This is a genomic window from Ferrimonas balearica (assembly GCF_019802055.1).
GTDB lineage: Bacteria > Pseudomonadota > Gammaproteobacteria > Enterobacterales > Shewanellaceae > Ferrimonas > Ferrimonas balearica_A.
The window spans coordinates 220,173-234,998 of the sequence record NZ_JAHVHW010000007.1 but is presented as its reverse complement, the minus strand read 5'-3'; the positions used below and the strand labels follow the sequence as shown (position 1 = coordinate 234,998).

The following is a 14,826-nucleotide window of genomic DNA, read 5'->3' as shown; positions in this document are numbered from 1 at the left end:
CTCTCCTATCGGTTCTTCCATTCGGCACGGCGCTTCTCCAGAAACGCCTGTACCCCTTCTTTTTGATCTTCGCTGTCGAACAGGTCCACAAACAGCTCCCGCTCGATGCCCAGTGCCTGACCGCGAGGCATCTCGCGACCGGCCTGAATCAAGGTTTTGCAGGCAGCGACCGCCACCGGGCTTTGCTTGCCCACCTTTTCCGCCAGGGCCAGGGCCACCTCCACGGCGGTGCCAGTGCCGACCACCTGCTCAACCAAGCCGATCTTCTCGGCCTGTGCCGCATCCACACGCTCACCACAGAGGATCATCCGCTTGGCCCAGCCCTCACCCACCAGCGCGGTCAGGTTCTGGGTGCCACCAGCACAGGGCAGCAGGCCAACGGTGGCTTCCGGCAACGCCATCTGCGCCTGGCTCTCCGCGATGCGGATATCACAAGCCAGCGCCACTTCCAGCCCACCCCCCATGGCGTAGCCGTTGATGGCGGCAATGGAAACGCCCCGGAAGGCGGAAAGGGCTTCAAAGGCCTGGCCAAATCGACGAGCCATGGTTACGGCAACGGCTTTATCGCCCTCGGCGAACAGTTTGAGGTCCGCCCCGGCGGAGAAGAATTTCTCCCCCTCTCCGGTGAGCACCAGCGCGTAGATTTCCCGGTTGGCGTTCAGTTCCTCCACCAGGGTTTTCAGTTCACCCAGGCTCTGCTCGGTCCAGGTGTTGGCGGGCGGGTTGTTGATGGTGACCAGCGCGGTGTGGCCACGCTGCTCCAGCTTGATAAATTCCATCTCAAAAGCTTCCTGTTGTATTGCAGCGGGGCCGATAACGGCCCCGTTCAATGAACTCAGAGGATCTCGCCGGCGTGCTCATCCAGCAGACGGCGGGCCACGATCAGACGCATGATCTCGTTGGTGCCCTCCAGGATCTGATGCACCCGAACATCACGAACATGGCGCTCAAGCGGGTACTCCCGGATGTAACCGTAACCGCCATGGATCTGCAGCGCTTCGTTACAGACGGTGAAGCCCACGTCAGTGGCAAAGCGCTTGGCCATGGCGCAGTAGGCGGTTTTCTCCGGGTCATTGCTGTCCAGCTTGAATGCCGCCAGACGGACCATCTGCCGCGCTGCCACCAGTTCCGTGGCCATGTCCGCCAGCTTGAACTGCAGTGCCTGGAACGCCGCCAACGGCTTACCAAACTGCTTGCGCTCCGTCATGTACTGCTGCGCACGCTCCAGGGCCGCCTGTGCGGTACCCAGTGAACAGGCGGCAATATTGATGCGACCGCCATCCAGACCCTTCATGGCGAAAGTGAAGCCCTGTCCCTCTTCACCCAGCAGGTTGGTTACCGGCACCCGCACATTCTCAAAGGTCACCAGGCGGGTTGGCTGGGCATTCCAGCCCATCTTGTCCTCTGGCTTACCGTAGCTGATCCCCTGTGCATCGGCGGGCACCGCAATGGCGGAGATCCCTTTCGGGCCATCCTCGCCGGTGCGGCACATCACCACCATCAGTTCAGTGGCGCCCGCACCGGAGATGAACATCTTGCTGCCGTTGATGACGTACTCGTCCCCTTCCCGAACCGCCTTGGTACGCAGGCTCGCGGCGTCAGAACCGGCGCCCGGTTCAGTCAGACAGTAGGAAGCCAGTTTTTCGCCGGTCACCAGCTCCGGACACCACTCAGACTTGAGTTGTTCCGTGCCCCAGCTGGCCACCATCCAGGTGGCCATATTGTGGATGGTGATCATCGCCGTGGTGGCGGTACAGCCCTTGGCCAGTTCCTCGAAGATCAGTGCGCTGTCGAGGCGGGGCAGGCCCAGGCCACCGGCATCTTCCGGGGTATAGAGGCTGCAGAAGCCCAGCTCACCAGCACGCTGAATCACGTCCTTCGGGAAGTGGTGCTTCTCATCCCACTCTGCGGCAAAGGGGGCCAGCTCCGCTTCGGCAAACTGGCGCGCGGCGTCGATAAAGGCCTGTTGGTCTTCAGTCAGGTTAAAGTTCATGCCGCTCTCCTTACTTCAGGGCGATGGTCAGGTTCTGACCTTCCACAATCCCGGATTCCGGCCAGCGGGCCGTTACCGTCTTGGTCTCGGTGTAGAAGCGCACCGCCTGCTTGCCGTAGGCGTGCAGGTCGCCATAGAAGGAGTTCTTCCAGCCGGTAAAGGAGAAGAAGGGCAGCGGCACCGGAATCGGGATGTTGATCCCAACCTGGCCCACTTCAATCTCATGCTGGTACTTGCGGGCCGCAGCCCCGGAGTTGGTAAAGATGGAGGTGCCGTTACCGAAGGGGTTGGCGTTCACCAGCGCGATGGCGTCAGCGAGGGTGTCCACCTCGGTGCAGGAGAGTACCGGGCCGAAGATCTCCTCTTTATAGATGCGCATCTCAGGGGTCACACCGGAGAACACGGTCGGGCCAACCCAGTTGCCAGACTCATGGCCCGGAACGGTGAAGTCGGAACCGTCCACCAGGCAGTTGGCGCCCTCATCCTTGCCGGACTGGATCAGCTCCAGCACCCGGGCTTTGGCTGCCGGGTTGATCAGCGGGCCGTAACCGGCATCCGGATCATCCCACAGGCCGGGACGCACCTTGGCAACCGCCTCGGCCACTTCCGGGACCCACTCTTTGGTGTTGCCCACAAAGACCGCCACAGAGATCGCCATGCAGCGCTGACCGGCAGCGCCCACAGAGGCACCCACCAGTTGGTTGATCACCGTCTGCTTGTCTGCGTCAGGCATGATCACCATGTGGTTCTTGGCACCGGCGAACGCCTGTACCCGCTTCATGTTCTCGGTGCCGGTCTTGTAGATGTACTGACCGACAGGCACCGAGCCCACAAAGGAGATCGCCTTAACGTCCTGATGGGTCAACAGTTGATCCACCGCATCCTTGGTGCCGTGAACCACATTGAGCAGCCCCTTGGGCGCGCCGGCCTGTTCAAACAGTTCCGCCAGACGCATCGGGGTCATCGGGTCCTGCTCGGAGGGCTTGAGCACAAAGCCGTTACCGCAGGCGATCGCCATCGGGAACATCCACAGGGGGATCATGGCGGGGAAGTTAAACGGGGTGATGCCCACACACACGCCCAGCGGCTGAATGTAGCTGTAGCTGTCGATGCCGCGAGCCACGTTTTCCACCGTCTCGCCCATCATCATGCTGGCAATATTGGCGGCCTGTTCCACCACCTCAATGCCCCGCCACACATCGCCCTTGGCATCCTCAAAGGTTTTGCCGGTCTCCTTGGCCAGAATGGTGGCCAACTCATCATGATGGGTCTTGAGCAGGTGCTGGTAACGCAGCATCACGCGAGCGCGCTCGGAAACCGCCACCTCTTTCCACTCACGCTGAGCGGCCTTGGCAGCAGCCACCGCCTGATTGACCTCGGCAGCAGTAGCCACGTTGAGTTGAGCGATCGGCTGGTTGTTGGCGGGGTTGGTGACGTTAATGGTGTCAGTGCCCTGACCGGTCAGATATTCGCCGCCGATCAGATGATGTACTTGTTCTGTCATGGTGTTGCTTCTCCCAGATAAAACCAAGCCGCCGACCAGAGTTGTTGTTATTGGGTCGGCGGCAGTGTCAGTTGATTAAGGCAGTTCCACCGCCAGTGCGGTCGCTTCGCCGCCGCCAATACAGAGGCTGGCAACACCGCGTTTCAGGCCACGGGCCTTGAGGGCGTGGATCAGGGTGACGATCACCCGGGCACCGGAGCAGCCAATCGGATGACCCAATGCACAGGCGCCTCCGTTGACGTTCACTTTGCCGTGGTCGAGGCCAAGTTCCTGAATCGCCAGCATGGTGACCATGGCAAACGCCTCGTTGATCTCCCACAGGTCCACATCGTTGCTGGTCCACTCCAGCTTGTTCAGCAGCTTAGTGACGGCGCCAATGGGCGCGATGGTGAACTCGCCGGGCTCCTGAGCATGGGTGCTGTGACCCACGATACGGGCCAGAACCGGCAGGCCATTGGCCTCGGCATAGGCTTCAGAGGTCACCACCAGGGCAGCGGCGCCGTCGGAGATGGAGCTGGAGTTGGCGGCCGTAATGGTGCCCTCTTTGGCAAAGGCGGGACGCAGTGACGGGATCTTCTCGGGGCGGGCGTTACCGGGCTGCTCATCCACGCTGATGGTCAACTCTCCCTTGCGGGTTTGCAGGGTCACCGGGGTGATCTCCGCCGTAAAGGCGCCGGATTCAATCGCGGCGTTGGCGCGGGAAAGGCTTTCCAGCGCGTAGTTGTCCATCTGCTCGCGGGTCAGGCCGTAGCTGTCGGCGGTTGCCTGGGCAAATGTGCCCATCGCTTTACCGGTGTAGGCGTCTTCCAGGCCATCCAGGAACATGTGATCCAGCACCTTGCCGTGACCCATGCGGTAACCGGCGCGGGCCTTGTCCAGCATATAAGGGGCAAGGGACATGCTTTCCATACCGCCAGCCAGCACCACTTCGGCGCTTTGCGCTTTGATCAGGTCATGGGCCATCATCACGGTCTTCATGCCGGAGCCACACACCTTGTTGACGGTGGTGGCACCGACCGCCAAAGGCAGTTCCGCCTTAAGGGTGGCCTGTCGGGCCGGGGCCTGGCCCTGACCGGCAGGCAGCACACAACCCATCAGCACTTCATCCACCTGCTCACCGGCCAGACCGGCCTGCGCCAGGGCGGCCTTGATGGCGGTGGCAGCCAGGTCGGATGCGGGGACGCTGCTCAAGCTGCCCTGAAAGCCTCCCATGGGGGTGCGGGTGGCGGCGGCAATCACGATCGCCTGTTCCTTAGCCATATTTACTCTCCAATGTCATGCGACTGTTACAAAGATTACTGTAGTTTTGACGTTTACGGCAACGTAAAGTTTCTGGCCAAACATCCACGTCAAAAGCCTCGAGCCAAAAGGTGGAAAAACCACACCAACGCCCCTGGGAGCGGGCTTGGTGGGCCCACCGTCACCCACTTTCCCGCCGACAAATGACAGGACCATGGCAAAGTGCCACTCCTCCTACCAGATCGGCGAAGTTGGGGAAAAGAACCGCCCCCAACGGCGGATGCCTCTTCAATTAAGTGGCGGATCCCCGATTTCTCAAGGTGATAGGACCAGCTGATAACCATTGGCTATGGCGCCATCGCAATGCATCACCAATTGGGGATTGTCGGCTTTGGCGGAACCCCCGGCGGTATGACACGGCTTAACGGCGGAATGCGCCGGAAAATCTACACTCAAGGAATATCCCGTTAAGAGAAACAGAAGCATGGAGTCGATTTCCGTCCTGGCGATCTGCGGCAGCTTGCGCCGCGATTCGCTCAACCGGCAGTTGATGCTTAACGCGCTGGATCTTGCCCCTGACCATCTGGAGTTTCGGGTTGCGGAGATCAGCGGCCTTCCCCTCTATAACGCCGACATTGAGAGCGTCGGCTTTCCCGATGCAGCCACCAACCTGCATCAGCAACTGTGTGCCAGCGACGCGGTGCTGATCATCACCCCGGAGTACAACTACTCCATCCCCGCTCCCCTGAAGAACGCCATCGATTGGCTCTCCCGCTTCAACCAACAGGGGTTCAATAACAAGCCGGTCGCCATCATGGGGGCCAGTCCAGGCCGACTGGGTACCGCCCGCTGTCAGTACCATCTGCGCCAGGTGTTGGTGTGCTTAAACGCCTGGGTGCTGAATCGGCCCGAGATCATGATCAGCGGTGCCCACCTTGCCTTTGACGAACAGGGAAAGCTGAAAGAGCGCGCGACCCAGGATCGCATCCGCGAGCAGCTGATTGCCCTGGCGGCCATGGTTCACTGACGCCACGTTACTTACACACGCCTTACCAGACAGCCCTCCTGCGCCATTGCCCCTTCAAAGTTCAACGGGATAGGTTGAAATCGCCGGGCGTACTGCCCCGCCATTACATCCAGTGCCTCCCAGCGGTATTCGGGAAAAGCGGCATCACAACCCTACTTCACAAGGAAGCGACTATGACGAAACCGCTGCAGTGCACGGCATTGGCCGTGGCTATCTCTGCCCCCCTCTCCGCAACGCCAACGACGGTATGGGCCGAAGAAGACAATCGTGTCGAACGGATCGCCGTGGTCGGCACCCGGGCCATGCCCCGCTCCGTGGACGACTCTCCGGTACCGGTCGATATCATCGGCGAGGAGGAGTTTGAACGTCAGGGGGCAACCGATATGGATGACCTGCTGACCAAAGTGGTCCCCTCCTATAACGTCAACGCCCAGCCCATCTCCGACGCCGCCACACTGGTGCGCCCCGCTAACCTGAGGGGGCTGTCACCGGACAGCACCCTGGTACTGGTGAACGGAAAACGACGTCACCGCTCGGCGGTCATCACTTTTCTCGGTGGCGGGATCTCCGACGGCTCCCAGGCCACGGATGTGTCGGTTATCCCCTCGATTGCGCTGAAACAGGTGGAGGTGTTGCGGGACGGTGCTGCCGCCCAGTATGGCTCTGACGCCATTGCTGGCGTGATCAACTTTGTGCTCAAGGACAGCGACCAGGGCGGCACGGTGCAGGCCCGATACGGTAAATACTACGAGGGGGATGGGGATACCCTGAACCTGGCAGGCAATCTGGGTTTGCCGCTGACGGATCAGGGCTTTATCAATGTCAGTGCCGAATACAAAACCGCCAAGCCCACCAGCCGCTCGGTGCAGCGTGACGATGCCGCTGCATTGATCGCAACAGGCAACAGTGCCGTTGCCAACCCGGCACAGGTGTGGGGCTCACCGGAGATTGACCGGGACTTCAAACTGTTCCTGAATGCCGGCCTTGCTCTCAGCGACAGCAGCGATGCCTACCTGTTTGGCAACTGGGCGGAGCGCACCGCCACCGGCGGCTTCTACTTCCGTAATCCCAACACCCGTGGTGGCGTCTTCTCCGCTGATGGCGGCGAAACCCTGCTGGTGGGGGATCTCACCGGCGGGGCATCGGGCCACTGTCCTGTGGTGCCCATCATCAACGATGTGCCCGACCCGGACGCGCTGGCTCAGCTTATCGCTGACCCCGACTGTTTCAGCTTCTATGAGCGGTTCCCCGGCGGGTTTACCCCAAGTTTTGGCGGCGACATGCTGGACCTCTCCCTGACCGCCGGGGTCAAGGGCGAGTGGGCTTCCGGTCTGCTTTACGACTTCAGCGCCGGAGTGGGCCGCAATGAAGTGGACTTCTTTATCAACAACACGGTGAACGCTTCAATGGGGCCGAACTCCCCCACCCGCTTTAATCCAGGCCGCTATGTGCAGATTGAGAATGGCGTTAACGCCGACTTCTCCTACCCCATGGATACCTGGGTGCTCTCATTCGGTGGGGAGTACCGTAAGGAGACCTTTGAAATCTACGCCGGTGACCCGGCCTCCTGGACCATCGGTCCCCTGGCGTCACAAGGATTCAGCATCGGTTCAAACGGCTTCCCTGGCATCCAGCCCCGTGACCAGGGCTCACACAGCCGGGAGAACATCGCCCTCTATACCGATATCGAGAAAAGCATCGGCGACAGCCTGTTGCTCGCCGCGGCACTGCGTTACGAGAACTACCAGAGCTTTGGTGACACCACCAACGGCAAGCTCTCCGCCCTGTGGGATCTGACCGATGAATTCAAGCTGCGTGGCAGCGTCAATACGGGTTTCCGTGCCCCCACCGTGGGCCAGGAAAATGTCCGCAATGTCACTACTCAGTTCTCCGCCATCGGCCTGCAGGACCAGGCCACTCTGCCTCCGACCAACCCGATTTCGGTGCAGAAAGGGGGTAAACCACTGGAGCCTGAGGAATCGTTCAGCTACACCCTGGGCACTGTAGCCACCCTGGGTGACCTGTATGTCACCCTGGATTACTACCATATCGAGGTGCAGGACCGGATCAGCCAAACCTCGCCGCTGACACTGAGCGAGGCTGAGATCCAGGCACTGCTCGACCAGGGCATCCTGGACGCCAGCAGCTTCAACAGCGTGCGTTACTTTACCAACGACTTCGACACCACCACCCAGGGGGTTGATCTGGTGGCGAACTACCGGCTGAGCAGCGATTGGGGCGACACCGGCTTCGCCCTCGCCTACAACTGGAACCAGACCGAGGTGACCGATTTCAACCCGGAGAACATCAGCGTCACCAAGGTGCGTCTGCTGGAGGAAAACCTGCCACAACACAAAGGCAGCCTGTCGGTAAACCACAAGGTCGCCAAGTGGGATGGGGTGGTGCGTCTGAACTACTTCGGCGCCTACTTTGAGGATCATCTCGACTCGGAGATCTTCCCGATTGAAGGCAGCGACGCTTGGACTGTGGATGCGGAGGTGAGCTATCCGATCGCTGATCAAATCGTCGCTTCCGTGGGCGCACAGAACCTGCTGGATCAACGGGCTGATGAACACCCCTGGCAGGGCGTCGCGGGCGCACGCTATCCCGCTACGGCCCCGGTTGGGCTCAATGGCGGCTTTTACTATCTGAAGCTCTCCTACGATTTCTGAGCCCCATACTCTTCCAATCAATGGCGGCCTTTACGGTCGCCATTTTTTTCACCGGCATGATCTGGATTAAACAAGGCATCGCCCACGCTTGCCGAAAAAAAAGCCATTTGATAGAAGGAGATAACACCTAATATGGGGGAGGTGCCGATGCTGTTCTGGCGCGTGATGATTGCCCTGGTGGCGGCCGTGATGGGCAGCCAGTTGCTGGTTTGGCTGTTTACCGGGGGGCTGACCATGTTGCAGTGGCTGGTCGTCTGGTGTGGAGGCTTGCTGTTACTGCCCGCCTTCGGTTTCGCCTATCACTATCCGATTGTGCCGCGCTGGTTTGCCATTGGCTGCGCCGCCCTATTGTTCGTTACTTGCCAGTTTTCTCTGGTGATGGGCTTTATGGTGTGGCTCGACAATCCGGATCCCGTTGCCCTTCTGCCACTGTTGGTGCATTTCGGTGTGGTGCTGGTGCTGCTCTATCCGGTGTGGCAGTACGCCATCGCCGACAAGCGGTTCTGGCATCTGCCGAAGGGGACCACCCGAATGCCCTTCTGATCACTCCCAGGGAGTCATCCCCTCCATGTCGGAGAGATCGAACGGCGTCTGCTGGTAGACGTAGTAGTTAAGCCAGTTACTGAACAGCAGGGCACCGTGGGAGTGCCAGCTTGCGTGCGGCTTACGGGTGGGGTCATCTTCCGGATAGTAGTTATCAGGTACCTTGGGGGTCAGGCCCGCCGCCAGATCCCGGCGATACTCATCCTGCAAGGTCGTGCGCGTGTACTCCGGATGGCCAGTCACAAACAGGTTGCGGTTGTTTCGGTCCACCACCAGGTAAGCCCCCGCCACATCGGATTCTGCCAGTACTATCAGCTGGGGATGGGCCTTAAGCTGATCCATCGAGACCTGGGCATAGCGGGAGTGCGGTACCCAGAACTCGTCGTCAAAACCGCGAAGGAGCGGCACGTGCTCATGAACGCGGCGGTGCTCAAACACCCCGGAGATCTTGGTATCCCGCAGATAGCGCTTGATGCCGTAGAGGTGATAAAACGCCGCATGTGCGGCCCAGCACAGGAACAGCACCGAGGTGGCGTGCTGCTGTGACCAATCGATGATGGCTCGGATCTCGTCCCAGTAAGCCACCTCTTCAAACTCCAGATCCCCCAGCGGGGCCCCGGTGATGATAAGGCCGTCGTAGTTGTTGCCCTTTACCTCGTCAAAATCGCGGTAGAAGGCGTTCATATGGTCGCAAGGCGTGTGCTTTGAGGGGCGGTTGTGGATACGGAGCAGTTCCACATCCACCTGCAGCGGGCTGTTGCCCAACAGGCGCAGCAGTTGGGTCTCGGTCTCAATCTTGTTGGGCATCAGGTTGAGGATAAGCAGCTTCAATGGCCGGATGTTCTGCGCTTCCGCCCGGGATTCGGACATCACAAAGATGTTTTCTCCGCGCAAAATGGCTGACGCGGGCAGACTGTCTGGCACCTTGACCGGCATGGGCTCTTCTCCTTAAGCGTACCTGGCCAGTTATATCAGGACATCCGGACGTCCACAAGTCCGGACAGCTTCACTAAAGTGTCGACTCTGTCCTTGTGAGCCTCCTTCGGCCTCTCTAGAATCGAGCGATACCCCTAAAGAGTTTCTTTTTTTATGAGTCAACTAAGCGCCATTCTTATCGGTGCCAACTCCGGTCTGTCCCACGCTCTGGCTCTCGAGCTGGCGAAAGACAATGTTCGCCTGGGGCTGATGGCCGCCGATATCGAGGCTCTCGCCCCACTGGCGGAGCAACTGGGTCCGCAAACCGAACTGGTGGCCATCGACATCACCAACCCCGACGCCTCCCGAGCGGCATTTGATGCCTTATGGGAAAAGCTGGATGGCGCCGCACTGGTGGTGATCAACACCGCCGCCAGCGGGCTGGACCTGCAGTTACCTTGGCAGTTGGACAAAACCATCGTCGACATCAATGTCACCGGCTTTACTGCCCTGGCCAATGCCGCCTTCAATAAGATGGTGGCGCAGAAGTACGGTCAACTGGCGGCGCTGACCTCCATCGCCGGTGAGCGTGGCGGACCGCAAGTGGCGTTCCACGCCTCCAAGTCGTATCAGCAGAACTATCTGCAAGGGCTGCGTCTGCACGCTCAACGACTGAAGCTGCCGGTAACCATCACCGACCTGCGCATGGGTTACCTGGACAAAATGCAGGGACGCGGCAGCAAGCACTGGAGCGCCTCTCTGCCCAAGATCGCCGGCCAGTGCGTGCGGGCAATGAAGAAGGCCAAGCATACGGTTTATGTTACCCGCCGCTGGCGTGTGATCAGCTGGCTGACCGCGATGTTGCCGGAATTCATCTACAACAAGCGCAAGTACAAGGGCTGAATACCGTCCAACAAAAAGCCACCCCGGAGGGTGGCTTTTTTGTGTCTAAGGCTGGCCTTAGAAGGTGTAACCCACGGATACCATGTAAACCCACGGGTCGATGTCGGTCTTGATGGATGTCTGGTCGCCGCCAAGCTTAAAGTTCACGTCGGTGCCGATATCGATATACCAGACGGAGGCATTCACCAGCCACTGGTCGTTCAGCTTGTAATCGATACCCACCTGACCGGCCAGACCAAAGGAGGTATCCACATCCAGGTCGCTCACTGCGCCACCCAGGTCATCGGTGAACTTCTCATCGAAGAACACGGTCATGTTCACACCGGCACCGATGTAGGGGCGCAGGTTGCCGGAGCCGAAGTAGTACTGAGCCATCAGGGTCGGCGGCAGGTGCTTCACCTTGGCCAGCTTATTGATGCCAGCTTCCGGCAGAGTCACTTCGTGGCTGAACGGGGTGGCCGCCAGCAGTTCCACACCGAAGTTGTTGGTCACCATATAGGTGAAGTTCAGACCCAGCTGGGTGTTGTCATCGACCGCGAACTCGCCCAGAGTAGCAACATCCTCAGAGCTTTCATTCGGAGCAACCGTTGCCGCGCCAACACGAACAATAAAATCGCCGGCATCGTGGGCCAAGGCAGGGGCAGACAGTGCGGAAAGCAGGGCGAGAGACAGCAGTTTGGTTTTCATCTTATTCACTCCATTGCGTGAGATGGGGTTGGTTCCCGTAACCTTCTGGCGCCAACCCTATCGATCTTGACCAACACCAACTTTGATCTCGCTCAACCTCTCTGAAACAATTAAGTAACCACGGCGACGATCATGATCTGCCTCACGTTTTAATGTTGTTTTTAGACTTGAACAGGACGTTGTTATGCCACTGACTCCCCTCCACCCCGATGGCCCGCACCTGTCCCGCTTTATTGCCGGTTACTGGCGATTGCTGGACTGGAAAATGACCCCGCAGCAACGCCTGGACTTTCTTAAGGCCCACCTGGCGTTAGGGATCTCCAGCTGTGATCACGCTGACATCTACGGCGACTACCAGTGCGAAGCCGCCTTCGGTGAAGCACTGGCGCTGGAGCCGGCCATTCGCCATGAGATACAGATTGTCTCCAAATGCGGGATCTGCCTGCCGGGTCAGAAGGGCTATGACCTGCCCCACTACAACACCAGCGTGGGCCATATTCTGACTCAGGTGGACACCAGCCTGAGTCATCTGGGCACCGATTACCTGGATCTGCTGCTGATCCATCGGCCCGATCCGCTGATGCAGGCGGATGAGGTCGCAGAAGCCTTTACCCAACTTCGTCGCGCGGGCAAAGTCCGGCACTTTGGCGTTTCCAATTTCACGCCATCCCAGTTTGAGCTGCTCCAGTCCCGGCTGCCCTTCCCACTGGTCACCAACCAGGTGGAGATCTCGCCTCTTCAGCTCACCGCCCTGCACGACGGTACCCTGGACCACCTCCAGCAACATCGGATCCGCCCCATGGCCTGGTCCTGCCTGGGGGGAGGACGGCTGTTCAGCCCCACTGACCCTCAGGCGCGTAGCGTCCGACTGGAGCTATCCAAAGTGGGCGAAGAGGTGGGCGCTCAGGGGGTGGATCAGGTTGCCCTGGCCTGGCTGCTGGCGCTGCCCTGCAGCCCCCTTCCCATTCTGGGTAGTGGCCGGATTGAGCGATTGCGTCAGGCCGTGGATGCCAGCCGCCTGACACTGACCCGGGAGCAGTGGTTCCGGATCTGGCGTGCCTCCACCGGCCACGACGTGCCCTGAACTCACTGAAAAGCCGACTTTTTGTCCTGCCCCATCTTGTCCATCAAGGTGGGGCTTTTTGTCGAAACGCGAGACATTCTGTCCAAACCAACTCGGACATTAGCCCCCTAAAGTCAGAACAGGGGATTTGTGGTTGATCCACCTCTGAATTCTTTCGAGGCGACGTTGCGGGCGGGTAACCGGCTTCAACAAAATACCGCCGATTATTTCGAGGATTTTCAGAATGTTGAAATTTGGACTCAACCCCATTCTGCTGGCCATGGCACTGCCCCTTCCCGCCCTGGCCGTTTCCACCGGCGGCATCGACGAGGTGGTGGTGGTGCACGGTGAGCAACCGACCGCGCAGCGCGAAGCCGCAACCCAGTACACCCTGAGCCGTTCCGACATTGAGCTCTCCGGTGCCCAAAGCCTGGAGCAGGTGCTTCAGGAGGTGCCCGGCCTGCATATCCGTGTGGCCAACAAGGGGCCCGCCCGCATCGAAAGCCGTGGCTTCAAGACCCGTCACATCACCTTCCTGATCAACGGCGTGCCCTACAACAACGGTAGCGACGGCGAGTTTGACCCGGCGACCCTGCCGGTCAATCTGATCGAGCGGGTTGAAGTGGTCACCGGCGGCGCTTCCCTGCTGTATGGACCCGGTGGTGCCGGCGGCGTGATCAACATCATTACCCGCAAAGGGTTTGACGGACATGGCCTCAGCGTCAATGCCGGTGGCGGCAATGATGGCGCCTGGCAGGCCGGTGCCGGTGTTGCCCTGGGTGATGAGACCCGCTCCGGTCTGTTGCAGTACCAGGGCTATGGCCGCGACGGTTTCCGTCTGCCTTCCGATTTCGAAGCAGACAAGCAGGAAGATGGCGGCACCCGTAACAACAGTGATTTCGAGCAGCACAGCCTGTTGGGCGAGTTTGACTGGCAAGTCAGCGAAGACACCCAACTGGGCCTGACCGCGAACTGGGGCACGCTGGAGAAGGGCAACCCGATTCAAGTGGACCACAAGAAGAGTGAAGTGGAACGCATCGAGGATCAGGAGCGCTTTGGCCTGCAAGCCCGTGGCAGCCACCGTCTGACCGAGAATCACGAGCTGCGTGGTTACCTTTACTACCACGATCAGGATGAGCAGCGTCTCAAGTACAGCGACGATACCCTGGCCCAGGCTCTGGAACAGAACGACATCCATCTGGCCAACCAGGGGATGAACCTGCAGTGGCTGTGGAAGCAGGATGCCCACCTTCTGACCACCGCCTACCTGCTGGAGCAACAGCGCTGGCGCGCGGAGCAACAAGATCTGAACCCGGCCTCTGCGCTGGCGGGCGGCACGGGTGGTGGCACGAGTGGTGGCACGGGTGGTGGCACGGGCGGTGGCACGGGCGGCGGTTCCGGTGGCGGTACAGGTGGCGGCACTGGCGGCGGTTCCGGTGGCGGCACCGGCGGTGCATCCGATCCCCTACAAAAGCGCGAACAGATGACCCAGTCCCTGCTGGTGGAATACCAGTGGCAGCCCAGCCAACAGGGTGGCCTGACCCTCAGTGGCGGCATTCACGATAACGATCTGGATGACCAGCTGCGCCACAGTCTGCTGGGCTCCGGTTACTACTACGTCACCGACAGCACCAAGCTGAGTGTCAGCGGCGCCCGCAAGATCCGTTATCCGACCCTGGAGAACCAGTACGAGGCCGCAGACGGTATCGAGCTGGAGCCGGAAACCACGGAACACTACGAGTTGGGGCTGACCCAGTTCCTGGGGGCCATGAACCGCCTTGAGATCAGCGCCTACTACAGCGACGTGAACAACTACATCGAGAAGGATGACGACGGCGTATTGCGCAACTACGCGCACTACCGTTTTACCGGTGTGGACACCAGCTGGCACAACCAGGCGTTTGAATCCGTTAACTGGATGCTGGGCTACAGCTACCTGGACGCACAAAACCGTGGTGAGGACGATCAGAACCGTACCACCCTGCAGTACCGCCCAAAACACACGGTGAAGGCCAACGTCACCGCCTATCTGCCCTGGCAGCTGGTCGGCCGGGTCGATACCCAGTACGTGATGGATCAGGTGTACTACCAGGATGGCGTGCAGTTTGATGTTGACGACTACCTGCTGGTGGACCTGAGCGTCAGCCAACCCCTGCCCTGGGGCGGTCTGAGCTGGCAGTTCACGGTCACCAACCTATTCGACGAGCTGTACGAAACCAGCCGTGCCCTGCCCCAACCGGGCCGCCAGTGGCTGATGCAGTTGAAGGGTCAGTGGTAATT

Annotated in this window: 12 protein-coding genes; 6 read left to right on the top strand and 6 right to left on the bottom strand. The window is 60.0% G+C overall.

Features of this window, described 5'->3' with window-relative positions:
* Window positions 1-5: 5 nt before the first annotated feature.
* The 4 genes from KUV52_RS08710 to KUV52_RS08695 all read right to left on the bottom strand — a co-directional run bounded on the left by KUV52_RS08710 (window position 6) and on the right by KUV52_RS08695 (window position 4,757).
* Entirely contained in the window at window positions 6-779 is a 774-nt protein-coding gene (locus KUV52_RS08710) for an enoyl-CoA hydratase (RefSeq protein ID WP_222525554.1), read from the bottom strand.
* A 56-nt stretch (window positions 780-835) separates the two neighbouring features.
* A complete protein-coding gene (locus tag KUV52_RS08705; RefSeq protein WP_222525553.1) occupies window positions 836-1,993 on the bottom strand; it encodes an acyl-CoA dehydrogenase family protein in 1,158 nt (385 codons plus the stop codon).
* Between the two features lie 10 nt (window positions 1,994-2,003).
* A complete protein-coding gene (locus KUV52_RS08700) occupies window positions 2,004-3,497 on the bottom strand; it encodes a CoA-acylating methylmalonate-semialdehyde dehydrogenase (RefSeq protein WP_222525552.1) in 1,494 nt (497 codons plus the stop codon).
* A gap of 75 nt (window positions 3,498-3,572) precedes the next feature.
* Window positions 3,573-4,757, bottom strand: a complete 1,185-nt coding sequence (locus KUV52_RS08695) for a thiolase family protein (protein WP_222525551.1) — start codon at window positions 4,755-4,757, stop codon at window positions 3,573-3,575.
* 463 nt (window positions 4,758-5,220) lie between these two features.
* On the opposite strand from KUV52_RS08695, the gene KUV52_RS08690 reads away from it, so the two are divergent.
* The 3 genes from KUV52_RS08690 to KUV52_RS08680 all read left to right on the top strand — a co-directional run bounded on the left by KUV52_RS08690 (window position 5,221) and on the right by KUV52_RS08680 (window position 8,978).
* Entirely contained in the window at window positions 5,221-5,763 is a 543-nt protein-coding gene (locus tag KUV52_RS08690; RefSeq protein ID WP_222525550.1) for an NADPH-dependent FMN reductase, read from the top strand.
* A gap of 173 nt (window positions 5,764-5,936) precedes the next feature.
* Window positions 5,937-8,435, top strand: a complete 2,499-nt coding sequence (locus tag KUV52_RS08685) for a TonB-dependent receptor plug domain-containing protein (RefSeq protein WP_222525549.1) — start codon at window positions 5,937-5,939, stop codon at window positions 8,433-8,435.
* A 147-nt stretch (window positions 8,436-8,582) separates the two neighbouring features.
* The gene (locus tag KUV52_RS08680; RefSeq protein ID WP_222525548.1) at window positions 8,583-8,978 is read left to right on the top strand and encodes a hypothetical protein; all 396 of its coding nucleotides are present in this window, start codon (window positions 8,583-8,585) and stop codon (window positions 8,976-8,978) included.
* Here KUV52_RS08680 and metA read toward each other — a convergent pair whose 3' ends face one another.
* A complete protein-coding gene (gene metA, locus KUV52_RS08675) occupies window positions 8,979-9,914 on the bottom strand; it encodes a homoserine O-succinyltransferase (RefSeq protein ID WP_222525547.1) in 936 nt (311 codons plus the stop codon).
* Window positions 9,915-10,067: 153 nt separating this feature from the next.
* On the opposite strand from metA, the gene KUV52_RS08670 reads away from it, so the two are divergent.
* The gene (locus KUV52_RS08670; protein ID WP_222525546.1) at window positions 10,068-10,796 is read left to right on the top strand and encodes an SDR family NAD(P)-dependent oxidoreductase; all 729 of its coding nucleotides are present in this window, start codon (window positions 10,068-10,070) and stop codon (window positions 10,794-10,796) included.
* Between the two features lie 57 nt (window positions 10,797-10,853).
* On the opposite strand, the gene ompW is transcribed toward KUV52_RS08670, so the two are convergent.
* The gene (gene ompW, locus KUV52_RS08665; RefSeq protein WP_222525545.1) at window positions 10,854-11,483 is read right to left on the bottom strand and encodes an outer membrane protein OmpW; all 630 of its coding nucleotides are present in this window, start codon (window positions 11,481-11,483) and stop codon (window positions 10,854-10,856) included.
* 184 nt (window positions 11,484-11,667) lie between these two features.
* On the opposite strand from ompW, the gene KUV52_RS08660 reads away from it, so the two are divergent.
* Both KUV52_RS08660 and KUV52_RS08655 read left to right on the top strand, forming a co-directional pair.
* Window positions 11,668-12,567, top strand: a complete 900-nt coding sequence (locus KUV52_RS08660; RefSeq protein ID WP_222525544.1) for an aldo/keto reductase family oxidoreductase — start codon at window positions 11,668-11,670, stop codon at window positions 12,565-12,567.
* Between the two features lie 223 nt (window positions 12,568-12,790).
* Window positions 12,791-14,824: a TonB-dependent receptor gene (locus KUV52_RS08655; protein WP_222525543.1), complete on the top strand. Its 2,034-nt coding sequence runs from the start codon at window positions 12,791-12,793 to the stop codon at window positions 14,822-14,824.
* Window positions 14,825-14,826 lie beyond the last annotated feature (2 nt).

What these genes read in the sequence shown, in the direction of transcription:
- KUV52_RS08710 (WP_222525554.1), bottom strand. Translation starts at nt 779, where the DNA reads ATGGAATTTATCAAGCTGGAGCAGCGTGGCCACACCGCGCTGGTCACC.
- KUV52_RS08705 (WP_222525553.1), bottom strand. Translation starts at nt 1,993, where the DNA reads ATGAACTTTAACCTGACTGAAGACCAACAGGCCTTTATCGACGCCGCG.
- KUV52_RS08700 (WP_222525552.1), bottom strand. Translation starts at nt 3,497, where the DNA reads ATGACAGAACAAGTACATCATCTGATCGGCGGCGAATATCTGACCGGT.
- KUV52_RS08695 (WP_222525551.1), bottom strand. Translation starts at nt 4,757, where the DNA reads ATGGCTAAGGAACAGGCGATCGTGATTGCCGCCGCCACCCGCACCCCC.
- KUV52_RS08690 (WP_222525550.1), top strand. Translation starts at nt 5,221, where the DNA reads ATGGAGTCGATTTCCGTCCTGGCGATCTGCGGCAGCTTGCGCCGCGAT.
- KUV52_RS08685 (WP_222525549.1), top strand. Translation starts at nt 5,937, where the DNA reads ATGACGAAACCGCTGCAGTGCACGGCATTGGCCGTGGCTATCTCTGCC.
- KUV52_RS08680 (WP_222525548.1), top strand. Translation starts at nt 8,583, where the DNA reads ATGCTGTTCTGGCGCGTGATGATTGCCCTGGTGGCGGCCGTGATGGGC.
- metA (WP_222525547.1), bottom strand. Translation starts at nt 9,914, where the DNA reads ATGCCGGTCAAGGTGCCAGACAGTCTGCCCGCGTCAGCCATTTTGCGC.
- KUV52_RS08670 (WP_222525546.1), top strand. Translation starts at nt 10,068, where the DNA reads ATGAGTCAACTAAGCGCCATTCTTATCGGTGCCAACTCCGGTCTGTCC.
- ompW (WP_222525545.1), bottom strand. Translation starts at nt 11,483, where the DNA reads ATGAAAACCAAACTGCTGTCTCTCGCCCTGCTTTCCGCACTGTCTGCC.
- KUV52_RS08660 (WP_222525544.1), top strand. Translation starts at nt 11,668, where the DNA reads ATGCCACTGACTCCCCTCCACCCCGATGGCCCGCACCTGTCCCGCTTT.
- KUV52_RS08655 (WP_222525543.1), top strand. Translation starts at nt 12,791, where the DNA reads ATGTTGAAATTTGGACTCAACCCCATTCTGCTGGCCATGGCACTGCCC.